This is a genomic window from Priestia sp. 40 (genome assembly GCF_049368575.1).
In the GTDB taxonomy this organism is placed as follows: Bacteria; Bacillota; Bacilli; order Bacillales; family Bacillaceae_H; genus Priestia; species Priestia zanthoxyli.
Genome location: NZ_JBMPZA010000026.1, coordinates 279,392 through 303,680, shown reverse-complemented (window position 1 = coordinate 303,680; position 24,289 = coordinate 279,392). Strand labels below are relative to the sequence as shown.

Annotated in this window: 31 protein-coding genes; 19 read left to right on the top strand and 12 right to left on the bottom strand. The window is 37.5% G+C overall.

The window, feature by feature from the left end; genetic code table 11:
• Nucleotides 1-195: 195 nt before the first annotated feature.
• Nucleotides 196-1,200, bottom strand: a complete 1,005-nt coding sequence (locus ACO1DI_RS27815; protein ID WP_195696556.1) for a DUF3231 family protein — start codon at nt 1,198-1,200, stop codon at nt 196-198.
• Nucleotides 1,201-1,517: 317 nt separating this feature from the next.
• On the opposite strand from ACO1DI_RS27815, the gene ACO1DI_RS27810 reads away from it, so the two are divergent.
• The 6 genes from ACO1DI_RS27810 to ACO1DI_RS27785 all read left to right on the top strand — a co-directional run bounded on the left by ACO1DI_RS27810 (nt 1,518) and on the right by ACO1DI_RS27785 (nt 6,035).
• Nucleotides 1,518-2,312: an aminoglycoside N(3)-acetyltransferase gene (locus tag ACO1DI_RS27810; RefSeq protein ID WP_243556538.1), complete on the top strand. Its 795-nt coding sequence runs from the start codon at nt 1,518-1,520 to the stop codon at nt 2,310-2,312.
• Between the two features lie 270 nt (nt 2,313-2,582).
• The gene (locus ACO1DI_RS27805; RefSeq protein WP_014459372.1) at nt 2,583-3,815 is read left to right on the top strand and encodes an NAD(P)-dependent malic enzyme; all 1,233 of its coding nucleotides are present in this window, start codon (nt 2,583-2,585) and stop codon (nt 3,813-3,815) included.
• 164 nt (nt 3,816-3,979) lie between these two features.
• Nucleotides 3,980-4,285: an antibiotic biosynthesis monooxygenase family protein gene (locus ACO1DI_RS27800; protein ID WP_013057785.1), complete on the top strand. Its 306-nt coding sequence runs from the start codon at nt 3,980-3,982 to the stop codon at nt 4,283-4,285.
• Nucleotides 4,282-4,647, top strand: coding sequence for a hypothetical protein (locus tag ACO1DI_RS27795; protein ID WP_243556540.1), 366 nt, complete (start codon nt 4,282-4,284; stop codon nt 4,645-4,647). The genes ACO1DI_RS27800 and ACO1DI_RS27795 overlap by 4 nt, the downstream gene beginning before the upstream one ends.
• Nucleotides 4,648-4,871: 224 nt before the next feature.
• On the top strand, nt 4,872-5,516 hold the full coding sequence (locus ACO1DI_RS27790) for a hypothetical protein (RefSeq protein WP_014459375.1): 645 nt from the start codon (nt 4,872-4,874) through the stop codon (nt 5,514-5,516).
• A gap of 99 nt (nt 5,517-5,615) precedes the next feature.
• Nucleotides 5,616-6,035 carry an Rrf2 family transcriptional regulator gene (locus ACO1DI_RS27785; RefSeq protein WP_013057782.1) on the top strand — a complete coding sequence of 140 codons (420 nt, stop codon included), beginning with the start codon at nt 5,616-5,618 and terminating at the stop codon, nt 6,033-6,035.
• 30 nt (nt 6,036-6,065) lie between these two features.
• On the opposite strand, the gene ACO1DI_RS27780 is transcribed toward ACO1DI_RS27785, so the two are convergent.
• The 5 genes from ACO1DI_RS27780 to ACO1DI_RS27760 all read right to left on the bottom strand — a co-directional run bounded on the left by ACO1DI_RS27780 (nt 6,066) and on the right by ACO1DI_RS27760 (nt 10,053).
• Nucleotides 6,066-7,688, bottom strand: coding sequence for an APC family permease (locus ACO1DI_RS27780; protein ID WP_042992049.1), 1,623 nt, complete (start codon nt 7,686-7,688; stop codon nt 6,066-6,068).
• Nucleotides 7,689-8,080: 392 nt separating this feature from the next.
• Nucleotides 8,081-8,536 (bottom strand): hypothetical protein, encoded by a 456-nt coding sequence (locus ACO1DI_RS27775; RefSeq protein ID WP_014459377.1) that lies wholly within the window; start codon nt 8,534-8,536, stop codon nt 8,081-8,083.
• A gap of 238 nt (nt 8,537-8,774) precedes the next feature.
• Nucleotides 8,775-9,227, bottom strand: a complete 453-nt coding sequence (locus tag ACO1DI_RS27770) for a DMT family transporter (RefSeq protein ID WP_013057779.1) — start codon at nt 9,225-9,227, stop codon at nt 8,775-8,777.
• Nucleotides 9,228-9,239: 12 nt separating this feature from the next.
• Entirely contained in the window at nt 9,240-9,668 is a 429-nt protein-coding gene (locus ACO1DI_RS27765) for a DMT family transporter (protein ID WP_014459378.1), read from the bottom strand.
• Between the two features lie 70 nt (nt 9,669-9,738).
• Complete coding sequence (locus ACO1DI_RS27760) at nt 9,739-10,053, bottom strand: ArsR/SmtB family transcription factor (protein ID WP_013083854.1); 315 nt, start codon at nt 10,051-10,053, stop codon at nt 9,739-9,741.
• 297 nt (nt 10,054-10,350) lie between these two features.
• Between ACO1DI_RS27760 and ACO1DI_RS27755 the strand changes: the two genes are divergently transcribed.
• From ACO1DI_RS27755 to ACO1DI_RS27745, 3 genes are all read left to right on the top strand, one after another.
• The gene (locus ACO1DI_RS27755) at nt 10,351-11,841 is read left to right on the top strand and encodes an MFS transporter (RefSeq protein ID WP_047750527.1); all 1,491 of its coding nucleotides are present in this window, start codon (nt 10,351-10,353) and stop codon (nt 11,839-11,841) included.
• A 286-nt stretch (nt 11,842-12,127) separates the two neighbouring features.
• Nucleotides 12,128-12,298, top strand: a complete 171-nt coding sequence (locus tag ACO1DI_RS27750; protein ID WP_013057775.1) for a hypothetical protein — start codon at nt 12,128-12,130, stop codon at nt 12,296-12,298.
• Nucleotides 12,299-12,428: 130 nt separating this feature from the next.
• Nucleotides 12,429-12,821 carry a hypothetical protein gene (locus ACO1DI_RS27745; RefSeq protein WP_014459380.1) on the top strand — a complete coding sequence of 131 codons (393 nt, stop codon included), beginning with the start codon at nt 12,429-12,431 and terminating at the stop codon, nt 12,819-12,821.
• Nucleotides 12,822-12,844: 23 nt separating this feature from the next.
• Here the strand turns inward: ACO1DI_RS27745 and ACO1DI_RS27740 are convergent, their stop codons facing one another.
• Nucleotides 12,845-13,201: a helix-turn-helix domain-containing protein gene (locus ACO1DI_RS27740; protein ID WP_014459381.1), complete on the bottom strand. Its 357-nt coding sequence runs from the start codon at nt 13,199-13,201 to the stop codon at nt 12,845-12,847.
• 267 nt (nt 13,202-13,468) lie between these two features.
• Here ACO1DI_RS27740 and ACO1DI_RS27735 point away from each other — a divergent pair, with 267 nt between their 5' ends.
• A complete protein-coding gene (locus ACO1DI_RS27735) occupies nt 13,469-14,452 on the top strand; it encodes an asparaginase (RefSeq protein WP_047750529.1) in 984 nt (327 codons plus the stop codon).
• A 20-nt stretch (nt 14,453-14,472) separates the two neighbouring features.
• Nucleotides 14,473-15,903 (top strand): aspartate ammonia-lyase, encoded by a 1,431-nt coding sequence (aspA, locus tag ACO1DI_RS27730; RefSeq protein WP_014459383.1) that lies wholly within the window; start codon nt 14,473-14,475, stop codon nt 15,901-15,903.
• 31 nt (nt 15,904-15,934) lie between these two features.
• Here the strand turns inward: aspA and ACO1DI_RS27725 are convergent, their stop codons facing one another.
• Nucleotides 15,935-16,378 (bottom strand): HIT family protein, encoded by a 444-nt coding sequence (locus ACO1DI_RS27725; RefSeq protein WP_182420939.1) that lies wholly within the window; start codon nt 16,376-16,378, stop codon nt 15,935-15,937.
• A gap of 204 nt (nt 16,379-16,582) precedes the next feature.
• On the opposite strand from ACO1DI_RS27725, the gene ACO1DI_RS27720 reads away from it, so the two are divergent.
• The 4 genes from ACO1DI_RS27720 (at nt 16,583) to ACO1DI_RS27705 (ending at nt 18,769) form a co-directional block, all read left to right on the top strand.
• On the top strand, nt 16,583-17,005 hold the full coding sequence (locus ACO1DI_RS27720) for a MerR family transcriptional regulator (protein WP_243556542.1): 423 nt from the start codon (nt 16,583-16,585) through the stop codon (nt 17,003-17,005).
• Nucleotides 17,006-17,432: 427 nt separating this feature from the next.
• Entirely contained in the window at nt 17,433-18,014 is a 582-nt protein-coding gene (gene clpP, locus ACO1DI_RS27715; RefSeq protein ID WP_115655170.1) for an ATP-dependent Clp endopeptidase proteolytic subunit ClpP, read from the top strand.
• 12 nt (nt 18,015-18,026) lie between these two features.
• Nucleotides 18,027-18,191: a hypothetical protein gene (locus ACO1DI_RS27710; protein ID WP_181903735.1), complete on the top strand. Its 165-nt coding sequence runs from the start codon at nt 18,027-18,029 to the stop codon at nt 18,189-18,191.
• 161 nt (nt 18,192-18,352) lie between these two features.
• A complete protein-coding gene (locus ACO1DI_RS27705) occupies nt 18,353-18,769 on the top strand; it encodes a hypothetical protein (RefSeq protein WP_014459388.1) in 417 nt (138 codons plus the stop codon).
• A 279-nt stretch (nt 18,770-19,048) separates the two neighbouring features.
• On the opposite strand, the gene ACO1DI_RS27700 is transcribed toward ACO1DI_RS27705, so the two are convergent.
• Nucleotides 19,049-19,318 (bottom strand): GlsB/YeaQ/YmgE family stress response membrane protein, encoded by a 270-nt coding sequence (locus ACO1DI_RS27700; protein ID WP_013083843.1) that lies wholly within the window; start codon nt 19,316-19,318, stop codon nt 19,049-19,051.
• 350 nt (nt 19,319-19,668) lie between these two features.
• Between ACO1DI_RS27700 and ACO1DI_RS27695 the strand changes: the two genes are divergently transcribed.
• Nucleotides 19,669-20,484 carry an STAS domain-containing protein gene (locus tag ACO1DI_RS27695; protein WP_014459389.1) on the top strand — a complete coding sequence of 272 codons (816 nt, stop codon included), beginning with the start codon at nt 19,669-19,671 and terminating at the stop codon, nt 20,482-20,484.
• Between the two features lie 43 nt (nt 20,485-20,527).
• On the opposite strand, the gene ACO1DI_RS27690 is transcribed toward ACO1DI_RS27695, so the two are convergent.
• The gene (locus ACO1DI_RS27690; protein WP_258873835.1) at nt 20,528-20,680 is read right to left on the bottom strand and encodes an aspartyl-phosphate phosphatase Spo0E family protein; all 153 of its coding nucleotides are present in this window, start codon (nt 20,678-20,680) and stop codon (nt 20,528-20,530) included.
• Nucleotides 20,681-20,870: 190 nt separating this feature from the next.
• Nucleotides 20,871-21,134, bottom strand: a complete 264-nt coding sequence (locus ACO1DI_RS27685; RefSeq protein ID WP_013083841.1) for a GlsB/YeaQ/YmgE family stress response membrane protein — start codon at nt 21,132-21,134, stop codon at nt 20,871-20,873.
• 198 nt (nt 21,135-21,332) lie between these two features.
• On the opposite strand from ACO1DI_RS27685, the gene ACO1DI_RS27680 reads away from it, so the two are divergent.
• From ACO1DI_RS27680 to ACO1DI_RS27670, 3 genes are all read left to right on the top strand, one after another.
• On the top strand, nt 21,333-22,097 hold the full coding sequence (locus ACO1DI_RS27680) for a GNAT family N-acetyltransferase (protein ID WP_115654295.1): 765 nt from the start codon (nt 21,333-21,335) through the stop codon (nt 22,095-22,097).
• Between the two features lie 141 nt (nt 22,098-22,238).
• Nucleotides 22,239-22,715 carry a hypothetical protein gene (locus tag ACO1DI_RS27675; protein ID WP_014459392.1) on the top strand — a complete coding sequence of 159 codons (477 nt, stop codon included), beginning with the start codon at nt 22,239-22,241 and terminating at the stop codon, nt 22,713-22,715.
• 138 nt (nt 22,716-22,853) lie between these two features.
• Entirely contained in the window at nt 22,854-23,336 is a 483-nt protein-coding gene (locus tag ACO1DI_RS27670) for a hypothetical protein (RefSeq protein ID WP_423145782.1), read from the top strand.
• A 36-nt stretch (nt 23,337-23,372) separates the two neighbouring features.
• Here the strand turns inward: ACO1DI_RS27670 and ACO1DI_RS27665 are convergent, their stop codons facing one another.
• Nucleotides 23,373-24,206, bottom strand: coding sequence for an STAS domain-containing protein (locus ACO1DI_RS27665; protein ID WP_014459394.1), 834 nt, complete (start codon nt 24,204-24,206; stop codon nt 23,373-23,375).
• Nucleotides 24,207-24,289: the final 83 nt, after the last annotated feature.

Sequence of the window (24,289 nt, the reverse complement as noted above, 5' to 3'; positions counted from 1 at the left end):
TCAGAGAAAATACCTTTTATTTTATTTTTCTGTTATAAATTAAGTAGAACTATGAGCTAAACGACTAAGAAAAAGACAGGAACAGCTTCTAAATAACGCAAACATTCGTTACGTACTAGCACTAAAAACAGTATACTAAAAAAACAAAAAGAGCTAGCTGTACGTAGAGCAGCTAGCTTTTCTGTAGGAAAGAACCTATTTTTTAGTTAACTGATTGCGATCCTCAATTTGAGGAGGCTCTTCAAGCCATCCGTTTTGAATCATAATTTTGCCGCCTTCTTTCGCCAAACTGTAAATGTCTTTTGCAAGCTGGAGCATCTTTAATGGCAAATCACTTCTTAAACTAAAGGCTCCTCCTAAAGCATTACTCCCCAGACCGAACGTACTCAAAAGACTCGTATTGTACATCATCAGCTTATCTGAAAAAGGAGGAACGGTTGAATTCGTCGCTTTTCCGGCATGAGTAGCCGGGGGTTCTATGTAGCTATGGCGTAAAATATCACCTAGTTCTGTTTCAATTTTCTTCGAAAGCTTCATACCCCTGACAAAATGCTGCTGTGCCTCTTTGTTGTTGGCCACTTGAGCAAAACCAATCATCAGCTGCATTCCTACAAGATTTGTATCAACAGCATGTTGAATAAGTGACACTTCAATGGTATTCAGCGATCGTTTTTCGCTAAACCAGCTCAATCCGCCTATATAGTTTTGTTCATGGACAAAATGGACTTCCTTAGGCATAGAAACGTATGGGGGTTTTGCGATGACACCCGTTTCTAACAATACTTGTGTGGATTGATTGTATATGTCCTGTGCTTCTGCTGTTGCCTCTACGAAGAAATTTCGGACATCTTCTCGGTAAGACATGGTCGAATGCAAAGCAAACAGTCCTGTTTCAATTTGAGACATTAAGCGTATATACATGACTTCGAACATGTGGTCATATAGTTTAGGAACTCCTACGTTCACGTCATCTTTCGTAAAACCAATTGGGATAACAGCGCCTTCGTTCTCAAATATTTCTTTAATTCGAGCTACACTTTTTAAAGATCGGCTATAATATAGCTCAAAAAGTTCTTTGTAATCTTGTTTATCTTCCAGAAAATATTCTAGAAACCTCAAAATCATCGTTTTTTCTTGATAAGTCATCCATAAGTTAGCAAGCTCCGAGGACGTGAGCGGCGGAAGTTTTGATGTGCTCATTGTACACATTCCTCCTGAAAATAGTGATAAGTAAATATGTATAGCTTCATTAGTATTTCTTTTATTTATAGGAATATTCTTCTTTTTAATTTATTGAAAAGCTTCATTAACCGTTATTATAGTAAGATAGTTGAAGGAAATAAAACTTACCAACAAGTCAGTTGTATGATAACTGATATGAATAAAACTAATTTTTTCTATTACTTTAAATAATTTGACAATTGATGTTATTCTTACTATTATGGAAACATAAGTTTTACATATATTGCTAGAGTTCAGCAACACATTCTAGCAGCACTATAAGTAAGGAGCTTACGATGAAGCACATTGTTCAAGCAACAGATCATCCTAGAACAAAAGATACATTAAAAGAAGATTTACGGAGGTTAGGCATAACAAAAGGGATGACTATCATGGTGCATTCTTCGCTATCTTCATTAGGGTGGGTAAACGGAAGTTCAGTAGCCGTTGTTCAAGCTTTAATGGAGACAGTGACAGAGGAAGGAACTATTGTTATGCCATCACAGTCGGTCGATCTTTCGGATCCATCAGAATGGGGCAATCCGGCTGTGCCAAAAGAGTGGTGGGAAAATATTCGGGAAACGATGCCTGCATATGATCCAGTGCATACACCGACAAGCGGTATGGGACAAATCGTAGAAACGTTTCGAACATACCCTGACGTAAGAAGAAGCAGCCATCCAATGTATTCATTCGTCGCTTGGGGAAAGGACAGCGAAGACATCTTAAGAGATCATCCCCTTGAATTTAGTTTAGGCGAAAATTCTCCTCTTGAAAGGCTTTACAAAAAACATGCCTTTGTTTTATTATTAGGTGTCGGGTTTGAGAATAATACTTCTTTTCATCTAGCAGAATATCGGATTCCATATCGAAACGTGATTCAAAAAGGATCTCCAGTTATGGATTCAGGAAAGCGAGTATGGAGGACGTATAAAGAATTAGAGTTTCGAGAAGAGCTGTTTAAAGAGATAGGTGAAGCGTTTATTGAAGCAAAAGGAATAAAAGCTGAAAAAATCGGTTCAGCACGTACATACTTCTTTTCAATGCCTAAAGCCGTCGATTTTGCTGAAACGTATTTGAAAGCGCTATAGTAAGCGGTTGTATGTTTTCTAAGTTGTCTGTATATCAGACAACTTAAAGTGAGACAAACATGAGGCGCCGCCGCGTCTAGACTTTATATTAACAAAGCGCAGCAGTGGTTTAAGCAAGATAGTTTACTTTTTATATTCCTTGTTTCATAATGGCACTTGTCAGTGAATTTATCCGGTCAGGTTGTCTTACAATTATGAAGATGAAAAGCAAGTGTTAAATAAATTCATTAAAAAATTTAAATGTATAGAAAAAAAGGAGAGAATACAATTATGTCACTACGTGATCAAGCACTACATATGCATCAAGAAAAACAAGGTAAGTTAGAAGTTAAATCAAAAGTTGAAGTTCAAAACGCTCAAGATTTAAGCTTAGCTTACTCTCCAGGAGTAGCAGAACCTTGTAAAGAAATTCATGAACATCCAGAAACGGTGTATGATTACACAATGAAAGGAAACATGGTCGGCGTTGTGACAAATGGTACGGCTGTCCTTGGCCTTGGAAACATCGGACCTGCAGCTTCACTTCCTGTTATGGAAGGAAAAGCAATTTTATTTAAAAGCTTTGCAGGCGTAGACGCATTCCCAATTGCACTTGATACAACAGATACAGATAAAATTGTTGAAACTGTGAAATTAATGGCTCACACATTCGGAGGCATTAACTTAGAAGATATCGCAGCTCCACAGTGCTTTGAAATTGAAGAGCGCTTGAAAAAAGAAGTAGATATTCCTGTATTCCATGATGATCAGCACGGTACAGCAATCGTAACGGTAGCAGGACTTGTAAATGCACTGAAAATTGTTAACAAATCAATGGAAGACTTAAAAATCGTCTTAAACGGAGCAGGAGCTGCCGGCATTGCCATTACAAAGCTTCTTTATTCTTACGGCGTACGTGACATGATTATGTGTGATACAAGAGGTGCTATTTATGAAGGACGCCCTCAAGGTATGAATAAAGTAAAAGCGGAAGTGGCTTCTTATACGAATGTAAACAAAGAAAGCGGTACGCTAAGCGATGTAATTAAAGGCGCAGATGTATTTATCGGCGTATCTGCAGCAGATGCATTATCTCAAGAGATGGTTAAATCAATGAATGAAGATGCAATTATCTTTGCGATGGCAAACCCTAATCCAGAAATCAAGCCGGACGCTGCAAAAGAAGCAGGAGCTGCTGTTATTGGAACAGGTCGTTCAGACTTCCCTAACCAAGTAAATAATGTTCTTGCATTCCCTGGAATTTTCCGCGGTGCGTTAGACGTTCGCGCTACTCATATCAATGAAGAAATGAAAAAAGCTGCTGTTGAAGCAATTGCAGCGCTTATTACAGAAGAAGAGCTAAACGCAGACTACGTTATTCCTGGACCATTTGATCCTCGCGTAGCGCCAGCTGTAGCAGAGTCTGTAGCAAAAGCGGCAATGGATTCAGGCGTTGCCCGTATTACAATTGATCCAGCACGTGTAAAAACACATACAGAACAATTAACAAAAATCGAAAACTAATAACGAATAAAAAAGCCCTTTGAAATGCTGTTTCAAAGGGCTTTTTATGTTAAAGACTTGCTGTAACCGCAGTGAAATCTAAACGTAACACCATTTCATCTCCTATATGATGTACAATAAAGAGAAAAGAACCCAGGTTTTGTATCATAAAGGGAGGAACAAAGATGTACACCGTATTTTCAACATTTAATGTACCGGATGAAAAAGCTGAAGAAGTGATTGGAATTTATAAAAATCGTTCAAAATCAGTCGACGAGGCTCCAGGATTTGTAGATTTTCTACTTCTTCAAAACGATAAGCGAGCAGGGGAGCTCACCGTTCAGCTTACATTTGATACAAAAGAGAATTATTTAAGCTGGGTACGAAGCGAAGATTTCAAGCGTATTCATGATTTAGAGAAAAAGTACCCTGATCAAGAACTGGCAGCCGTCATCCCAAAAGTTTCTCAGTACAAAGTGGTGGCACGATGAGCTCACTTCCCGTTAATGAGATCGTCGAAAGAGTAACGGAGAAAATCTACGAGTTAGAACCTTCTTTGCTCGAAAAATTCGGAGAGCGCGGCAAAGAAAGATGTCATGAAGATAATCACTACCATATGAAGTATCTTGAGACAACATATAAGTTAGACAACCTGCAAATTTTTACGGACTATGCCTTATGGTTAAACAATTTACTCACAAGCCGAGGCATGAAAACACAGCATATTATTGATAATTTTAATTTTATACAAGAAGCGCTGTTTGAACTAGATAATTATGGTGATAAACAAGTACAAGCGTATGTCACTTATTTAGAAGAAGCAAATCATATACTGAAGCAACAGCATCTTTAAAAAAGAGGCTGAGACAAAAGTAGTCTAGTGGAAGGGAAATCCGAACGAGTTTGATTCTTGATTAAGAATCAAACTCGTTCGGATTTTTTATTGAGAGAGTGAACGTAGGTTTGTTTCATGTATCCAATTTGTTGGCTTTGGATTAGATTGATGTAGTCATGTCTCACTTTTTTTGTTTTACATATGTATAAAGGTGGAAATAAAAAAGAAAAAGGAGAATACATATGCAAAAACAGCTCTTAAAGGGAATGCTGTCCTTAATTACGATGTGTATGATTGGAAGTGCGGCAGCTTGTTCAGGTGAACCGGCGAATAAGACAAAATCCGATAATCATAGTGCAGAAGAAAAGCCAATTGAAGACCGTCAAGAATTGACCAAGCTACAGCAGTATTCGAGCGACCCAAACATTAAAAAGGGGAAAGATGAAGATTTTGACTTGATCGGTACGTTAAAAAAAGACGCTGAAAAAGAAATGACGCTGAATATCGATGATCAACTCGTTAAAGTACCAAAAAGCTCTGGGATGGAAGTGGAAGGCTCACAGCTAAAAGATATGATTAATAAAGAAGTAGAAGCTGAAATTGACGCAGCTAAACAAGAAGCAACTAGTATTGAATTAACTCCAAAAGCAAAAGCAGATAAAAATGGCGTGTATGAAAAAGATGGAGACGAACGTAAAATTGTAGGTGTTTTTATAGAAGAAAGTAACAAACATATAACGGTAAAAGTTCCAAACGGCAAAAAAACGTATCAAAAAAGCACAGACTTTGAAAAAGAAGAAAAAGGTAGTTTAAAAGAAAAGATCGTATACCTTGAAATCAACTCAGCTAATGAAGTAGAAAGTATAGAAAAAGAAGACCGTGAATAAATAAAGCTACAGTTCTTCTTTCCCTCCTTGCTCTCTTGACTTTTCCAACTGTGTCACTTAACGTTACAGTAGAGAAAGAAAAAAGGTGGTTTATGGAAGATGAACAGTGAATTTACCATTGCCGTGCACAGCTTAGTGTTCCTAGCAAATTTACCAGATCACCGAGCAAGCAGTGAATCGATTGCTTATAACATCTGTACCAATCCTGCACGGGTTCGGAAAATAATGAGTACACTCAGAAAAAACAACTTGGTTCGGACAAAAGAAGGGCTAGGCGGCGGTTATACTTTAGGCTGCAGTCCTGCTGAAATAAGTCTTGGATTGATTTACCGAGTTATATCGACAGGAACGCTGAAGCCTCACTGGTGCAGCGGTGACCCTGACGCTGACTGTATTGTGAAATCAAACATTCAAACAGTGATGGACGACATTTTTACAGAGAGTGAGCAAAGCGTAATCAGGCATTTAGATCAAATTACGATCGAAGACGTGCTGAAAAAAGTTAGAACTGCTCACTAAAAAGCACCTTGCATGAGCAAGGTGCTTTTGTTATGACTCTTTAGAAGCTGCTGTTTCATTCACTGCTGCTTTTAAACCGTCATTTACTTTTCTTCCATTTTCTAAATACTCCGTTTTGAAGCCGCTTTTTAAAGCCCATGCGTAGAAGAGAAGAGAAACAACAACAATAATTCCCATATCCCATCCATATTTAATGACATTAAGACCGCCAAACTTTTCGCTTCCAAGCCAGGAAATAGTCATCATACAAAGTAAGTATACAACCATCCATACGCCGCCTTTGAAGTTCCGGCCAAAACCTTTCCATTTAGCTTTTGCTTGATAATAAAAATAAATAGGCAGGCCGATTAAAATAATAAACAAAACTTGTCCAGTTAGCGGCCAGCGCGCCCAATACAGCGTTAAGGATGCAAAAATAAATCCGAGCGGCGCAATGATGCTTAATCCTTTTAAACGAAGGGGACGATATAAATCGCTGCCAGTCCTTCTTAGCGTCATAACCGTAACAGGACCTGTAATGTAAGAGATAAGCGTAGCGACTGAAATAATTTCAGCAAGTACGCCCCAGCCCCGAAATAAAAACAAAAAGATAAGAGCAACAGCTAAGTTAAAAAACATGGCTTGACGCGGAACACCATAAATCGGATGAAGGCGTCCTAAAACGCTCGGCAAATATTTGTTTTGTTCCATACCATAAATCATTCGAGCAGTAGTAGCTGTATACGTAATACCTGTTCCAGATGGTGAAACAAACGCATCTGCATACAATACAATTACAAGCCAGTTAATGTTAAGCGCAATCGCTAAATCAGCAAATGGAGAGTTAAAGTTTAAATGACTCCATCCCTTTGCAATATCAGAAGGATTTACTGCTCCGATAAAAGCAATTTGAAGAAGCAAATAGATGACTGTAGCCACTAAAATGGAGCCTACAACTGCAATTGGAATAGATCTACCAGGATTCTTTGCTTCCCCGGCCATATTAATGGGGCTTTGAAAACCGTTAAAAGCGAATACAATCCCGGACGTAGCAACAGCTGTTAGCACACTTGCCCAGCCGTTTGGTGCAATGCTGCTTCCAGAAGTGAAATTCTCGCCGTGAAAGCCTACAAATAAAAGTGCACCAATGGTTAATCCAGGTATAACAATTTTAAAAATGGTAATTAATGAGTTGGCTTTAGAAAATAATCCAACTGTCCAATAATTCAGTAAAAAGTAAACAACTAATAGCACAGTAGCGATAGCTAATCCTTCGCCAGTTAGCGTTCCTTTTTCTACGAGATCACTTGTCCACTTAGCCCATTCCCAAGGCCACGAACTCATATATTGTACAGAAGCTACTGCTTCGACTGGAATAACGGATACAATCGCAATCCAGTTTGCCCAAGCAGCAATAAAACCAATAAACGAACCGTGCGAGTACTGCGTATACTTGACCATCCCGCCAGCTTCGGGAAACATGGATCCTAATTCACTGTAAGAAAGTGCAATAAATAAAATAACGACCATTCCAATGACCCATGATAAAATAGCAGCTGGACCTGCAATTTGAGCTGCTCGCCACGCTCCAAATAACCAGCCGGAACCAATAATCGATCCAAGTCCCGTCATGGTTAACGCGAATGTTCCCATTCTTCGATGTAAATTGTTCATCTGACTAACACCTTTCATATAAAATAAGTCTTTCAATTAAATGTTGTTGCTTTATTATTATTATTCTGAAATCTTTGGTTGTCAACTTTTGTCGTTACATGAAGTTCTTGATACCTATTGATTTCCATTTATATAGAACAGCTATCCTCAACCTTTCTGCCAAGGTAATTAAAGCGCTTTACTTTCTTTTTTATCCTACAGGAAACCCTACAGAAATAGATACAATCCGACAAAAAGTTATCAACTTCATACCTTATGCACTAGCAATATGAAAAAATTAGGGGATAAGTGGTAATTATATTCCCTGAAATTGTGAAGAGAAAACACGCTTCATAATAAAGCCCCCTTTGAATAGAGGAATAAATACCTTCAAAAGGGGGAGAGTTGGAATTTTATCTTTCTTGATGTTTATACTCGAGTAGTTTTACGACGTTTTCTACATCATTTTCAGCAGAAAGTTCGTTGATATTCACTTTATAAATAAGCGTATCCGTTGCAAAAAATTCATCTTCTCCCTCGGGCTTTACTTTTAAGTTTAAGATTTTCACCCGCACAATATGAGTGAACTTACCGCCTTTACCGGGCTGTATTTCACCCATTTGTATCCCGATATCATCTTTTTTAATCGGACGAACTTTTACTTTTTTATGCTGTTTACCGTAAACCTTCTCATAATGAGAAGTAATATCTTGATGTACCCAAGGTTCAAGAGATTGATAAATAAAATCTTTTACAACAGGCTGACTTACATGTGATTCTATATTTTCTTCTGGTATATTTTCTTCTGCGGAAATGGAAAGCGTAAAACAAAAAAAGACAAAGGCTGCTAAAAATAAAAATTTTCCCACGAAAAAACCCACCTTACCTGTTCGTTTATGTAGCTGATTTTCTAGATCTGCCTCTTTATCTTTTGAACAAAAGCAGGAAGGTATGCACAATTTTTTGTGGAATTTACCTTATTAAAAATCAATTTAGTTTAAATAAAATATGTTCTAAATAATTGATTGAAAATTCGAACGCGTTTATGGACAAAAAATAGCCAAGTGCGCCTTTACATAAGGACACTTGGCTATTTTCATGAACATCTTATGCTGCTGTTTTCTTATTGCCTTTAAAGATAAAATAAAGAGCTAACAGCATAAATGCTACACCAATCCAGCGGGATAGATCAAAGGGGACTTCCTTGCTTCCAAACCAGCCAAAATGGTCGATAATCATACTTGCAAATAACTGACCGATAACAGTTGAGATGTTAGCTGCTGTTACGCCAATTTTAGGAACTGCTAACACGGTTAGAAATAAATAAGATGCTCCGAATAACGCACAAGTAAGCTGCCATTTCGGGACATCAAAAACAGAAAGAATGTTTCCTTGACCAAAGAAAACAACGACAATTGTTAAGATCATGGCACCTGTCGCAAAGGTTAAAAAAGCTGTTTCAAACGTACCTGTTTTTTTACTTAGTGTACCGTTAATAGAAGACTGAGCGCTTAGCGTTAATCCTCCTATTAACGTAAGTATCACCATTAATAAACTCATCGTAAAATCCTCCTAGAAAATAAGTACAAGCGCAATTCCCATACATACAATAGCCATTACGCGTTCTTTGTTGATTTTAATTTTGCTGCTGCCAAGCCAACCAAAATGCTCAATAATCATACTTGTAATCATTTGGCCCACAATAACAGCCACCATTGAAATACCAATGCCGATAAAGGGGATACTAATCACTAGAATCGTTAAATAAACCGTACCTAATAATCCCCCGGTTAAATTCCACTTAGGCGCTTTTAAGACGTAAGGTAAGTCACCCTTTCCAGCAAACAAAGTTGTCAGGCCTAAAATGAGTGTTCCCATGATAAAAATATAATAACTGCTTTCAAGCTTTCCAACTGTTTTTCCAAGTTCTCCGGCAATAGCGCCTTCCATACTTAAGGCAGCGCCGCCTAGAACCGCAACCAAATAAACCAAAAACTTCACGTTTATCACTCCAACATTTCTTTATATTTGTATATCTAGAAAAATAGATATAATAAGTGAAAAAAACTCGTTAAAGTTTTTTTCGTAAGAATGAAGAAAGCTCTTGAAGCGTTTCTTCATTTCGGCGATAGTATGTCCACTGACCGTGCCGAATTGACTCTAACAAACCTGCTTTTTGCATCATGGAAAGATAGCTGGATACTGTTGACTGAGACAGCTGAGCTTTTTCTTGAATATCTCCCACGCAAACACCGCCTCTGCTGCTGACCTCCTTAGGCAAATGTGCTTGTTTGTCTTTAAAATGCTTTTCAGGTTCTTTTAACCACTCTAATATATTTAATCGAGTTTCATTAGATAATGCTTTAAAGATATCAATAGGTTTCATACTTATTATTTTATTCGTCACAGCTCAGATGTCAAATGTTCAAGTTTGCATTTTATAGCTAAATAACTAGCAATGGGTTGAATTATAACAGCTGTGAACAAAAAGTCAACTTATAATACCGTATAAAAAAAAACGTTTTATCCAGATGCTTTTCTATTTATATAAGTAGAAAGCAACTTATTTTTGTGAGTAGAACAGATGACATATTCCTTATTTTTCAAGAGATAGTTTAGTAAAATAGAAAAAAGTGAATAACAAAAGAAGCTAGTTCATTTACTTAAGGGGGGAGGGCTGCATATGCAAGGGAAAACAAAACAAGTGCGCTTTCGTAATATGGTAGCGTATGGATTTGGAGATTTGTTTGGGGGAGGATCCTTTTTTATTATCGGCACATTATTTATGGTGTTTTTAACGGATGTAGTCGGGCTTTCTCCTGTAGAAGCAGGAACGATTGTAGCCCTTGGAAAAGTGTGGGATGCTTTGTTAGATCCAACCATTGGGTACATATCTGATCATCTTCAGACAAAAAAAGGACGAAGAAGAGTCTTTTTTCTCTTTGGAATCATTCCAGTTGCCATCACATTCAGTATGCTGTGGATTCCTATTGAAGGCTCGCATATGTTCAAATACACCTATTTTATCTTAGCCTATCTTTTATTTAATACGGCGTTTGGTATGGTCATGGTTCCTTACAATACGCTAGCAGCAGAAATGACTACAGATTATAGTATTCGTTCGAAAATGACGGGAATACGCATGGTCTTTTCACAAGGCGCTTCATTTTTAGGCGCTTTCTTCCCAAAACGAATCATTGACGCGTTTCCAGGTGGACAAGGGTATTTAATCATGGGAATTATCTTTGGTCTTCTTTTTGCTCTTCCATGGATCTTTGTCTATAAAGGAACATGGGATAGCGGAGAAATAGTGGAGCGAAAAAAGAAAAACGGATTTTGGTTAGAATTTAAGCAGCTTTTTATCAGTTTTGGAAGTGCCTTTAAAAACAAGTCGTTTAACGTGTATCTTGCCATGTATTTAGCATCTTACATTGCCATGGATGTATTTAATGCTCTTTTCTTTTATTTTATTGCTTATTACATGCTACGCGAAGCTATCTATGCAGATACCTTGAGCTTTGTGCAAATTACACAAGTGCTATTTATTCCTCTTGTTACGTACATAGCTATTAAGTTAGGTAATAAATTAACCTATAACTTCAGTATGATTATCTGGGGAACAGGCATTATTTTATTCAGTTTTCTAACCACGGATAGTTCTTTAATTCTTATTTACTTAGCGGCGTTTTTCTTAGGAAGCGGTCACTCGGGAGCGATTATGATTCCATGGAATGTACTGCCGTTTGTATCAGATGTAGATGAGATGATTACGACAAAAAGAAGAGAAGGCGTGTATGCAGGGCTGATGTCATTTATTCGAAAATCGTCTCAAGCGCTTGCTATCTTTCTCGTAGGCGTTGCATTAAAGAATATTGGCTATGTGCCAAACGCCGAGCAGTCAGCGTCTACACTAGCCGGTTTACAAAAGCTATTCATGATTGTACCTGCTATTTTGATTTTACTTGGCATTACAGCAACCATATGGTTTAAAATAAGCCCGAAAAATCACAAAATTTTGTTAGCTGAAATTCAAAGAAGAAAACAAGGAGGTCAGGCGAAGGACGTTGCTCCTGAAGCAAAAGCGGTTTGTGAAAGTTTAACGGGTTATAAATACGAACAGCTTTGGAAAGACGTGACCATTCCAAAAGAAATTCGAGATAAAACGGTTGTTTAACCTCGAACTTCACGAAAAAGTGTAAAATTTTCAGCGTGAATATTCGCTAATTATATCCAATAAGAAACTTCCTCTGACGTATTGCCTTTTGATAAGAAAAGAAATTCTCCTGTCTATCGACTCATTTTTTAGGTGAATTTTAGAAAGAAAGGATTTATTACCACTAAAGATGTGCAATTTGGCACGTCTTGATAGGGTGGATTGTACAATTTATAATGAAACTATAAACTAGCCACAGGCGCTTTCAAGGCGCAGGTATAAATTAGAAAAAAGGAAGGTACAGTTTATGCCAATTCGATATGTTTGTCCACAATGCCAAGGAGCTGGTAAGAAATTTGGATTTATAAAGTGCAAAGTGTGCAACGGCGAAGGAAATATTATCATGTCTTCTAATGAGCCAGATCCAACTAAAAATAAAAAATTAAAATCATCTTCTAAGCAAGATAAAGCAATGTAAGCTATTATACATCGAACCCCGCTTTTTTATAGAAAAGCGGGGTTTTCTGCTAGACAGACGGGCGGTTTTCTTATGATACAATAAAATGAAAGCCACAAACATAAAGGGAACCGTAGGAAGAGGGAGATAGATGGAATACACAGCAAAACAGTTTACGCCGCAGTTAGAAAAACATATACATACAGTTGAAAGCTCTATAAAAGAACTTCTCATATCCATATATGAACAATATAAACAAGCTTTTGAAAAGAAAGGCTTGCAGCTTTCTATAAGTGTGATCCGTGAAGGGGAAAATCCTTTTCAACCTGGTTATCATGCCACTATTCAAGTAGGTATTTTGGAAAAAGATGAGTTTTTAGATGTTCTTTTTATTCCTATCTGGCATTGTGTACGCACGTTTTTGGGTATTCGTTCTTCGAGGAGGCTCCCAGGCAGCAAGATAACCGGAGAGCTGATGGAAGAAACGGAGGAAGAAATTAAAAAAGAAGTAGTAGCCTATTTAAAACAGCAGCTAGAAGATTAGAAGCACCCTGCTTCTAATCTTCTTTAATTTGAAGAAAGTGTCGTTTCTTTTTCAATTTGCCTTTTAGCACGAATAAAAGCCGTCAGCTGCTGAATTTCTTCTTGAGACAGTTCCGCACCGTCGACCGTAATTCTATGAGTTTGAGGCGATGTTAATTCGATGGGGGCATCTGAAGGAGAACGGGGTTCCTTTTCTTTACCAAGTAAATAGTCTGTTGATGTATTAAATAGTTCCGCGATTGTAACAAGCGCTTCAAGAGAAGGACGACGATAGCCAGATTCATATCCTGCGTAGGTGCTTTTAGCAATTTCAAGCTGGTCGGCTGTATATTGAAGAGACCATTTTTTTTCTTTCCTGAGTTGAGCTAATCTGCTTAACATTCGTGACGCTCCTTTATATGTATAGTATGTAAAAAACCGAGGCATTCAGCTCACGCGCAGATCTCTACAATCAAACCGTGAGCTAATTTACATTTTTATTCATTATATCATTGCTGCAGAGAAAAGTGTACGCGAAACGAATAATTTTTCTCTTGATTTATTGAATTTGGGTTACTATAATTACAGGTGAAGTACGCGAAATGAATATAATTTATTTGATAGATTGTCAGGTCTTTTTACAGAAATTAAGCAAAGGGGATGTCGGTTTTGAAAAAACTATTATTGTTATCAACTGGCGGAACGGTCGCTTCACTTGAAGGTGAAAATGGACTTGTTCCTGGAATGGAGCCAGATCAATTATTAAGCTACATACCTGATTTAAATGAACATTGTCAAATTGACAGCAAATCTCTTATGAACCTTGATAGTACAAATATGCAGCCTGAATGTTGGATAGAGATGGCAAAAGCGATTGAAGAGCATTATAATGAATACGATGGTTTTGTTATTACTCACGGAACAGATACAATGGCTTACACATCGGCAGCTCTTTCTTACATGCTTCAGCATTCTAAAAAGCCAATTGCGATTACAGGATCTCAAATTCCTATTTCATTTAGTAAAACGGACGCGAAGCGCAATATTGCAGATGCAATTCGCTTTGCATGTGAAGATACAGGCGGAGTCTATGTGGTCTTTGACGGCCGTGTGATTCAAGGAACAAGAGCTATTAAACTTCGTACAAAAAGCTACGATGCATTTGAAAGCATTAACTATCCATATGTTGCGTCTATCCATGATAATGCGGTGGAATACACAAAACCTATTCATTCTAGTAAAGAAGAATTAACGGTTAATACATCTCTTTGTACGGATGTAGCAGTTGTTAAACTGTTTCCGGGAATTAAACCCGAATTTTTCGACGGATTAAAGGATGTATATCAAGGCGTCGTTGTTGAAAGCTATGGAAGTGGAGGTATTCCATTTCAAGTTCGCAATATTTTAGCCAAGCTTGTTGAGTTAACACACCACGGTGTATCCGTTGTCATTACGACTCAGTGTCTTGAAGAAGGAGAAGACATGGGCATTTACGAAGTAGGCCGAATGATTAATCATGACAGCGTCGTTCGCTCAAAAAATATGAACACAGAAGCCATTGTTCCTAAATTAATGTGGGTACTCGGACAAACCAAAGATCCTCACCAAGTGAAAAAGATGATGGAAACGTCAATTGCAGAAGATATTAATTAAAAAAGAAAGCAGGTACAGCTATGAAACAAGAAACAGCAGGATATCGTACAGAAGCTGATTTTCTAGGAGAAAAACAAATCCCAGCAGACGTATACTACGGTGTACAAACCGCACGTGCCGTAGAAAATTTCCCGATTACGGGTTATAAAGTACATGAAGAAATGATTAAAGCGCTTGCTATTGTAAAAAAAGCGGCAGCGCTTGCAAATATGGATACAAAACGCTTGTATGAAGGTATTGGAAATGCGATTGTGCAAGCAGCTGATGAAATCTTAGCAGGTCAGTGGCATGAATACTTTATTGTGGACCCTATCCAAGGGGGAGCAGGAACGTCAATGAATATGAATGCTAATGAAGTTATTGCAAACCGTGCCCTTGAAATTATGGGAGACAATAAAGGCGAATACGGTAAATTAAGTCCTAACAGCCATGTTAATATGTCTCAGTCAACAAATGATGTATTTCCAACGGCTATTCATATTTCAACGCTCAACTTATTAAATAAACTTCTTGTTACAATGAACGATATGCATGATGTGTTTAAGCGAAAAGCGCAAGAATTTGATCATGTAATTAAAATGGGCCGTACGCATCTTCAAGATGCTGTACCCGTTCGTCTTGGTCAAGAGTTTGAAGCATACAGCCGCGTGCTAGCGCGCGACATTAAGCGTATCAGCGCAACGCGTGACCACTTGCATGAAGTAAATATGGGGGCGACAGCTGTTGGAACAGGCTTAAATGCAGATCCTCGCTATATTGAAAATGTAGTCAAACACTTAGCCGATATCAGCGGTCTGCCGCTTGTGCATGCAGAGCATTTAGTGGACGCTACTCAAAATACAGATGCTTATACAGAAGTATCTGCAGCGCTTAAAATCTGTATGACAAATATGTCCAAAATTGCAAATGACCTGCGTTTAATGGCCTCTGGACCTCGTGCAGGCCTAGGAGAAATTAGCCTTCCTGCTCGTCAGCCTGGTTCTTCAATCATGCCAGGAAAAGTAAACCCGGTTATGGCTGAATTAATCAACCAAATTGCGTTCCAAGTAATGGGAAATGACCAAACGATCTCTCTTGCTTCAGAAGCAGGTCAGATGGAGCTTAACGTCATGGAACCTGTGCTTGTATTTAACTTGCTTCAATCAATCAGCATCATGAACAACGGTTTCAGAAGCTTTACAGATCACTGTTTAGCAGGAATTGAAGCAAACGAAACGCGCATGAAAGAATATGTAGAAAAAAGCGTAGGAATTATTACAGCTGTTAACCCTCACTTAGGCTATGAAGTCGTATCGCGTATTGCGCGTGAAGCGATTTTAACAGGAAAACCAATTCGTGAGCTTTGCCTTCAATACGATGTGTTAACAGAAGAGGAATTAGATCTCATTTTAAATCCATTTGAAATGACGAACCCTGGTATTGCAGGAAGTTCATTGTTTGATCGTCAGTAAATAGAGCGGCTTCCATAAGGAAGCCGTTTTTTTATAAAGACATTTGCTGAATGACGCGGCGCATTTTCTGCGCTGTTGCAGCCAAGGCGTCATCTTTTTCAGCCGATTCGGGAATTTGCGTATAAAAATCTCCGAAACACTCCTCTTGGTAGCGTGGAACGATGTGCATGTGAAAATGAGTTAGCTCGTTAAACATTCCCCCGTTTTGAGAGAGAGTAATTCCGTTTGGAACAAAGAGTGTCTTCACTGCTTTTGTCATTAGCTTCGCTGCATTCATTACGGCGAGTATGTGTTCAGTATCGAATTCGTCGATTTCCACTATATGTGCTTTGGGAAGAATTAAAAGATGTCCTTCGTTAAACGGCTTGTGGTCTAATAGGCACGTCACAAACGAATCTTCAAATATCACATGCGATTTCTCCTGGTTATTTGCTAATCGACATCCTAAGCAATCTACACTTGGATTCCCCATCATATGTTCTCTCCTTTTTTAAGTATACACAGTTGTTTTTTCGGTTAGTGAAGAGAGCCCGGATATATGACCTGGGCTCTTTGTTTCGTTCTTTATATATATTTCGTTGTTTTATCTAAAATTTACCATGGTTTTAATTGTAAAAACAAGATATTTACAGTATAATGACATTGTAACAGTTAACTGTAACTAATAAGGAGGGGTTGTTTGAACACGTATACAGGCAAGCAAATTACGGAGTTATTAAATAGTGAAGGTGCGGACTTGAACCTGCGTACGGTCCGGTATTACACGCAAATAGAAATCGTTCCTCCGCTAGTGCTAGTGGGGAATAAACGCGTCTATACAGATCAGCATGTTCACTACTTTCGAGCCGTTTTAACATTATCAAAAGCAGGGGAGTCATTAGCTTCCATTCAAGAAATGCTGCATTCAATGAGTGATGAAGAAGTAAAAAACATCGGTGCGCAGCTTCCTCTTTATCAAAGCAAACAAATTCAAAACCAAGAGATGCATCAAGTCAATGAAGATGTGTTTGTAGCTATGAACCGAAATTTATCAGCGGACGTACGGCAAAAAGTAATTGAGTCCGTTACTCAAATTTTAAAGGATCATTCATCGCATGATTAAATTGGCCTTGGCAAAATCAGTGATGGAAAAAGAAGAAGGAATGAATCACCTTTGTATTACATTTGAACATCTCCAAGTACAAGTAACAAACATCACATTTGATATTCAGCTGCCCGAAGGTCTGTTTAAAATGACAAACTTAAATGGATACCGGGAAAACAAACAAGGGCAAATTGAAGTAAAGCATATTGACGATGAACCTCTATTAATAGAGCTCTACACGGAAGAGACCGTTTTATATCCACAGGCGGAGATTGCAGTTGCTGTGACTTATCGCGATGAAAGCTTGCATATGCGGCAAGAAAGGCATTCTCTAATGATTAAATTTACGGATGAAGATTTGATAGGGGATTCATTTTTAAATCATGAAATCAGTGCAAAAGTGAAAAAATTTGCTCGTGCTAATTCAGGGGAAAGAGGCGGTCATATGAACTTAATTCCATATGTAGTGGAACAAACAAGCAAGGGAGAGCGTTCCTATGATATTTATTCAAGGCTGTTACTCGACCGAGTGATTATGCTCACAGGTGAAGTTACGGATGAAGTAGCTACTAGCATTATCGCTCAGCTTTTATTTTTAGATGCAGAAAACCCAGAAAAAGATATTAGCATTTATATTAATTCACCGGGAGGATCCATTACAGCGGGCATGGCTATTTTTGATACGATGCAGCTTATACGTGCAGATGTAAGCACATTGTGTATAGGGCTAGCGGCATCCATGGGTTCGGTTCTACTAGCGGGAGGAAAAAAAGGGAAACGCTTTGCTCTTCCTAATAGTGAAGTAATGATTCATCAGCCGCTAGGTGGAGCAAAAGGACAAGCAGCTGAAATTGAAATTCGAGCAAAGCGTATTTTGCGGTTAAAAGACCACCTGGATGAACTGCTGGCTGAACGAACGGGACAATCGCTTTCAACGATTAAAAAAGACACTGATCGAGATACATTCTTTACAGCGGATGAAGCAAAAAAATATGGCTTGATTGACCAAATTTTAGTTCATCAATAAGGAGGATACCGTATGGAAAAGTCAAATCGTTATTCAGTAGAATATGAATGGGGAAACGTGATTTTTTATCAAGAAGTAGAAGCAATGACTATACAGGGAGCAAAAGAGCGCATTCAACATACAAAAGTAAACGCTGCTATTCGCGCTGTTCATGTCATAGAAGATGTCGAATCGTAACGAAAAACTGGATCCTTTCGGGGATTCAGTTTTTTTAGGTAAATGAAGCAGGGATTTATATGAAGAAAAGAGAATGCAAAAAGAGATTTAAAAACGAGCAGCTGGTAGCATCATTCAGCAAGAACATCTCATTTCAATTACAAAAAGAAAGGTAGATGTAAATGAAAAAAGTGTGGTCTGGATTAGTTGTTCTCATTGCTATTTGTTGGGTGATAACAGGATGTCAGCAAAGCAGTGCTTCAAGCGGTACTGTTGAACAAAAGCTCGTAATCGAAAAATACATAGCCGATAATCAATATGGCCATGCAGTTAAAATGAAAGACCAAAGTCAAGTGCAGAAAGTGCAGCAGTGGTTAAAAGATGTATCATGGAGAGAAGAAAAAGCTGAAATGATTCGAAAACCTAACTACATTCTTCACTTTGAACCGGTAGAAACAAAAAAGGATATAAAGGTACAATCTTATCGGATGTGGGTAAACGTTGGAAACGAAACCGTTGAATTAGCTACAGATACACACTACGCACAGTTAAAGGGCAAACAAGCAAGATCATTTATTGAATTAGTAGAGCCGAAATAGAAAGCAGCTATAAAACAATGTCCAATAAAAGCTAAAACTGCACCCGTTCATATTGAAGCTATCTTCACCGATATGCTTGAGGATCTCGAAGGCACAAAGCTGCTCATTATTAACGCGCTTGATATGAAGGTGTAGAAGCATTAAATGTGAGAGGTGACAAGCAGCAATTTTTAAATGTAGCAATAAAGAATTACACTTACAGGTACGTCATTGTTAAAACATTTTGCTACAAGAAATAAGGAAAAAAGAGAAATCAAGACGCTGATTTCTCTTTTTTATTCAGGCATGTCGATGATTATTATTTCCGCGCATTTTGCGTAAAACAAAACTCACAATTAAGACTAAAATAACAGCACCAATAATAGCAGGAACAATTGCGAATCCGCCGATTTCTGGACCGAAATCTCCAAAAATTAGAGAGCCTAACCATGCTCCAATGAACCCAGCGATGATGTTTCCGATAATTCCACCTGGAACATCTCGTCCTGTTAACACACCAGCAAGCCAGCCGATAAGTCCTCCAACAATAAGCGTCCAAATAAATGACATATACCTAACCTCCTTTTTATAGGGAATTCCTTTTCAGTCTTTCCTAAAACACATTTTGTCATGCGACATGCTTGCTGCAAACCCTTTTACATTTTTTCATCTATTTATCATATATGCTAAGATAGCCGAACATTAAATTGAAGAGTTATGTATGAGAATTCACCGTGAAAGTAACGATAAAATAAAGGAGAGAAGTTCAGCTTATGTACGTTTTATATTCAATTTAGCTCATTCTATTCGCAAAAAGGGACATCCGGTTTACTTTTTAAAGCTTTTTCCCCTAGTTTTACTTTTTTTAACGGTATTTATGATATCATTTTAAGTAAACTAATTCTTAACGGGAGAACAATATGGAATCATTATTATTAGATGAAAAACTTAAACACATTACAAATTTAATTCTAGAAAAAAAAGAAGAGTTCTCAAAACAAAAACAATATGAAGAAAAAGATATTCAACAACAGTTAGAACCGTGGCGCGTTCATTTAATTCAAATATATGCTGATTCTGTCTCCACAAATGATACGAAAAACTTTGAAGTGCTTGAGGAATGGGGAAGAGAAGTAGCGAATTTACTCGTTGTCCTTCAGCTTCCGTTGGATGTAGCATTAGAAGAAATCAGCTATTACCGAAATATTATCGGGGAAATTATTAAAGAAGAAGCAAAAGCTGAAACGTTTACGTTTGATGCCTTCTATCAAGTTATTTCTCGTTTCAACTTAGTAGTAGATAAGGCCGTACACTGGGTTAGTAAATCATATATGACCGACTTTGCAAACAAAATCCAATCTGCTCGCTATGCAATTGATGAACTTTCAATTCCTGTGGTACGCATTACGAAAGAAATTGGCGTGATTCCTCTTGTTGGCGATTTAGATACAAATCGCGCTCAAATTCTAATGGAAAATGCCCTTCAGCACGGCAGCGACTACAAGCTAAATTGGTTGATTATTGATTTATACGCGGTGCCAATTATTGATACAATGGTAGCGGACCAAATTTTTAAAGTAATCGGCGCTTTAAGATTATTAGGGATTCAAGTGGTTTTAAGCGGGATTCGCGCTGAAATTGCTCAGACGATGGTGAACTTAGGGTTAGACGTGGCTGACATTACGACTTTCAGTAGCCTTCACCAAGCAGTGGAATACGTTAATCAAGCGGACTAATATAACACAAAAGCCCATGATATGGTTACATACTCATGGGCTTTTATTGGTAGAAGAAAATTTGAAGCTTATTTAATAAAGCATCTAATGATTGACTAATTTGAAGTGTGTTAGGACTTGTCATTCCTTCACGGACAGCTGTTTGAATCATTAACGTTCTTGTCTGTTCGATTTCTTCTATTAGTATTTGGTACATGGATTTGTCTTTTGAGTGGGTTGAAAGCAGCATGTTAATTCCTCTTTTTTTATAGTGATTATGGTTAAATTAACATTAATAGGTTTATTTTTCAATATTATGAAATTAAAAATAGTAAATTTTAAGAATTTTTTATATAAAAAAAGAACCTCTTTCTCAACAGAGGTTCTTTTTCTAATATAATAATTTATTAGGCATGTTTATGACTACCACGCATTTTTCTCATAATGAAACTTACGATTAACACTAAAATGATTGATCCGATAATAGCAGGAATAATAGCAAATCCACCTACAACTGGTCCGAAGCTTCCAAAGATAGCTGAACCTAACCAAGAACCGATAAAACCGGCAATAATGTTACCAATAATACCTCCTGGAACGTCTCTTCCCGTAATTAATCCGGCAAGCCACCCAATAATACCACCTACAATAAGTGCCCATAAAAATGACATAAATATCATCCTCCTTTTTAATGATGTATTGCTTATATAGGTTAGTACCCCACTTAAAAGAAAACTATTCATAGAATAGCAAAAAAAAATAAAAAAACTTGTAAAAGGATTTTAGAACTGCGATACAATCATAGAAAATAGACTAACTAGTATATAATAGAAAAAGGAACATAGTTTAGAAGAGAAAGGAGACATGAAGTGAAAATAAAAAATCAAAGCGACGTAGTAGAACAGCACTTAATTCAGCACTGGATGTATTTTCAGCATACGAAGAAATCTGTGAAGGTGGATACGTCGGAAATTAAATGGATTTCTGCATCTCCTTACAATCGCGGCATATATGCAGGAACCCGTCATATTGAGCCTGCGTTAGGGATATGCTCTCGGAAAGGGGAGGAACCTCTATGGATTGTTGGTCCATCTTCATATGATAACCTTGGTCCAGTTCTTCATAAAAATGGATTTGTTCCTTATGAAAAGTGGATCGGAATGATTCAGCACATTCAAGAAAAAGAATACATACATACAGGAATAGAAGGGTTTCGATGTAAGCGAGTTCACACAGAAGCTGAATTGAAAGAATGGATAACGGTATACATAGACGGCTATCAAAAACCAAAAGAATATCAAGCTGACTTTCTTGAAAGGTTTGGGGAGCTTATGCAGCACACTGACCAATATCACTTATATCTAGGTCTTTATCACAACCGGCCAGCTGTGGCTGGGTCTCTCTTTTTTTGTGACGGTACAGCGGGTTTGTATTGTATCACTACAGCTAGACATATGAGGAGAAAAGGCCTGGCCACCGCATATTTGAAGGAAGTTCTTACTGAAGCAAAAAAACAGGCGGATACGTGTATCTTGCATGCTACAAGTGCAGGAAAGCCAGCTTATGAGAAACTTGGTTTTACAGCAGTTAACGAATTTGATGTATACAGATGGAGAAATAGGAATGGAACATAATGTGCTGCAGTTCACAAAAAAGAGACAAAATTCGACAAAATTTTAAAAAAGTGTAGCTTCCATTTCGTTTTTGGTGTATCCTAGGACAAAGCAGCAGCATGAGCTAGTGTTGTACATAGAACACAGATAAAAGGAGTCATTATGAAACATTTTTTTAAAACGAGCACGTTTTGGATAGGTTTGGTTGTTGGAATCGCGCTCACATTTGGGGGATATTTTACTGTTACTAGTATTTATGATTATTATTTAGGACGAGAACAGCTGAAAGTATTGACTGCCTCTCAGAAAAACCTTCAAACTGCTTTTAAAGAGTATAATCAGCTTATGGCCGAAAAAAAAACCAAAAAGCAATTTATCAATGAACTCGATGATATTTCAAATACGATAAACTATGAATATAATGAATTAGCTTCCCTTGATCCTACGATGAAAACGATGTATAAGCATACGGGCGTCATCGATGATATGGAACTGATGATTGATAATATCGATAGCATTTATGAATTAACGATGAATGATCACAAAGACGCAACAAAACCGCTTCAAACCTACGTATCTGATTTAATGGAATATGTAGAAAAAGATATGAAAAAAGAAATAAGTATGCTAAGTAAATAGAACAAAACAGCTGTCTAAACAAATAGGCAGCTGTTTTTTTATTGATTCTAAAAGGAATCTTTTGGTTGCAGGCGAAAGAGTATACTATGCACCCACTCACTTACGTGCACCACGTTCACAAAAAAGGGAGGACATAGTATGAAAAAAGTGGTGGTTATCCTATTTAGTTTATTTTCATTAGCCGCATGTCAGGTTCCTACAGCTGAAACGCTTGAAGATCCTTATCCACCCGCTATAAAAATAATAGCCGAAGGCAAAGAAGCCATCATCAAGCCTTTATTTTTTTGCTGGACCGAATGTGAAGCTGATTTTGGCGAACGGAAAAATTTTAGACAAATTGTTATGAAAGATAGTATTCCCGTCTCTCAAGGTGGTCAAGTGTCCATTAAAATAGATGGTAAAAAACCTAATGCGCTTTATTACAAACAAATTCGCAATCAGTCTATTTATGAAAACATAATAGAAAAAAAGGACATAAAAAAAACATCTGCTATTATAGTAGATTCTGCCTCTAACAGTGACAGTGATCGGTATATACTCGTAGCAGATTGGAAAGATAACAACGGGAAAAAGTTAATCGGGCGTGCCTACTATACCCCAGTGAAATTTGAAACACCATAGATATGGCTCTCTATGCTGTAATAGAGAGCCATATGTTTAACTAATAGAATTAAGCGCCTGTGCAAGAGAAGAAGTAGTCTTGACATGTTCAAATGAAAGCCCTAAACGAATTGCCGTTTGAGAAATTTCCGGTCGAATTCCAGATAAAATTGTTTGCACCCCGATTAAACGAAGAGCTTTTACCAAATTAAAAATCTCTTGTGCCATCATCGTGTCAATCGTAGCTACACCGAGCAGGTCAATACATAAATGTTCAACGCCTTTTTCTGAGCATTGCTGAAGCGTGTTTTCTAAAATAAACTGACTTTTGACCGTTCCAATATCTCCTACAAGAGGCAGAAGTGCAACTTTGTTTTGAAGCATGATAACAGGAGAACTTAATTCATTAATTAACTCTTTCTGAGCGTTCAGCTGTTCTTGCGTATTCTTATGATATTCTTGAATAAAGATATAAATAGATAGATCAAACGCTTTAACAATAATGTCATACCACATAAATATCTTATCTACGCTTATCTCATCCGAATGCAAAGAGATAAACTTCTTTAAGTAATTAATGGCAATTTTTTGTGAATTAAAATATTCTCGAACGATAAAGTGAAGAGGCGTACTTAAATGCTTTGGATCACGCGCTAGTTCTATTGACCACTGCTGAAAATCCGAAAAAAAATACTCCTCATCTTTTATAAATACGTCAAATAAATGCTGAAAATAATCTTGATTTTGCTGCTTCAATTCTTTCACAATTGCTGGATTTTTACTCGAATAGACAGAAAACTCATTTTCATCGTCGACCTGATTGTACCAGTCTTCAGTTAATTGAAGAGAATGTTCTTTGAAAAAATGATATAAGTCCTGATTTTTATGCATGAAGACTCTCCTTATATATGTATAGTCTGATTGATTTATAAATAAAGGCATAAAAGCATCCCCTGACCTAGAGTGAGGATGCT

Coding starts and splice junctions, on each gene's coding strand:
- ACO1DI_RS27815 (WP_195696556.1), bottom strand. CDS start 1,200: ATGAGCACATCAAAACTTCCGCCGCTCACGTCCTCGGAGCTTGCTAAC.
- ACO1DI_RS27810 (WP_243556538.1), top strand. CDS start 1,518: ATGAAGCACATTGTTCAAGCAACAGATCATCCTAGAACAAAAGATACA.
- ACO1DI_RS27805 (WP_014459372.1), top strand. CDS start 2,583: ATGTCACTACGTGATCAAGCACTACATATGCATCAAGAAAAACAAGGT.
- ACO1DI_RS27800 (WP_013057785.1), top strand. CDS start 3,980: ATGTACACCGTATTTTCAACATTTAATGTACCGGATGAAAAAGCTGAA.
- ACO1DI_RS27795 (WP_243556540.1), top strand. CDS start 4,282: ATGAGCTCACTTCCCGTTAATGAGATCGTCGAAAGAGTAACGGAGAAA.
- ACO1DI_RS27790 (WP_014459375.1), top strand. CDS start 4,872: ATGCAAAAACAGCTCTTAAAGGGAATGCTGTCCTTAATTACGATGTGT.
- ACO1DI_RS27785 (WP_013057782.1), top strand. CDS start 5,616: ATGAACAGTGAATTTACCATTGCCGTGCACAGCTTAGTGTTCCTAGCA.
- ACO1DI_RS27780 (WP_042992049.1), bottom strand. CDS start 7,688: ATGAACAATTTACATCGAAGAATGGGAACATTCGCGTTAACCATGACG.
- ACO1DI_RS27770 (WP_013057779.1), bottom strand. CDS start 9,227: ATGAGTTTATTAATGGTGATACTTACGTTAATAGGAGGATTAACGCTA.
- ACO1DI_RS27760 (WP_013083854.1), bottom strand. CDS start 10,053: ATGAAACCTATTGATATCTTTAAAGCATTATCTAATGAAACTCGATTA.
- ACO1DI_RS27755 (WP_047750527.1), top strand. CDS start 10,351: ATGCAAGGGAAAACAAAACAAGTGCGCTTTCGTAATATGGTAGCGTAT.
- ACO1DI_RS27750 (WP_013057775.1), top strand. CDS start 12,128: ATGCCAATTCGATATGTTTGTCCACAATGCCAAGGAGCTGGTAAGAAA.
- ACO1DI_RS27745 (WP_014459380.1), top strand. CDS start 12,429: ATGGAATACACAGCAAAACAGTTTACGCCGCAGTTAGAAAAACATATA.
- ACO1DI_RS27740 (WP_014459381.1), bottom strand. CDS start 13,201: ATGTTAAGCAGATTAGCTCAACTCAGGAAAGAAAAAAAATGGTCTCTT.
- aspA (WP_014459383.1), top strand. CDS start 14,473: ATGAAACAAGAAACAGCAGGATATCGTACAGAAGCTGATTTTCTAGGA.
- ACO1DI_RS27725 (WP_182420939.1), bottom strand. CDS start 16,378: ATGATGGGGAATCCAAGTGTAGATTGCTTAGGATGTCGATTAGCAAAT.
- clpP (WP_115655170.1), top strand. CDS start 17,433: ATGAACTTAATTCCATATGTAGTGGAACAAACAAGCAAGGGAGAGCGT.
- ACO1DI_RS27710 (WP_181903735.1), top strand. CDS start 18,027: ATGGAAAAGTCAAATCGTTATTCAGTAGAATATGAATGGGGAAACGTG.
- ACO1DI_RS27705 (WP_014459388.1), top strand. CDS start 18,353: ATGAAAAAAGTGTGGTCTGGATTAGTTGTTCTCATTGCTATTTGTTGG.
- ACO1DI_RS27700 (WP_013083843.1), bottom strand. CDS start 19,318: ATGTCATTTATTTGGACGCTTATTGTTGGAGGACTTATCGGCTGGCTT.
- ACO1DI_RS27695 (WP_014459389.1), top strand. CDS start 19,669: ATGGAATCATTATTATTAGATGAAAAACTTAAACACATTACAAATTTA.
- ACO1DI_RS27690 (WP_258873835.1), bottom strand. CDS start 20,680: ATGTACCAAATACTAATAGAAGAAATCGAACAGACAAGAACGTTAATG.
- ACO1DI_RS27685 (WP_013083841.1), bottom strand. CDS start 21,134: ATGTCATTTTTATGGGCACTTATTGTAGGTGGTATTATTGGGTGGCTT.
- ACO1DI_RS27675 (WP_014459392.1), top strand. CDS start 22,239: ATGAAACATTTTTTTAAAACGAGCACGTTTTGGATAGGTTTGGTTGTT.
- ACO1DI_RS27670 (WP_423145782.1), top strand. CDS start 22,854: ATGAAAAAAGTGGTGGTTATCCTATTTAGTTTATTTTCATTAGCCGCA.
- ACO1DI_RS27665 (WP_014459394.1), bottom strand. CDS start 24,206: ATGCATAAAAATCAGGACTTATATCATTTTTTCAAAGAACATTCTCTT.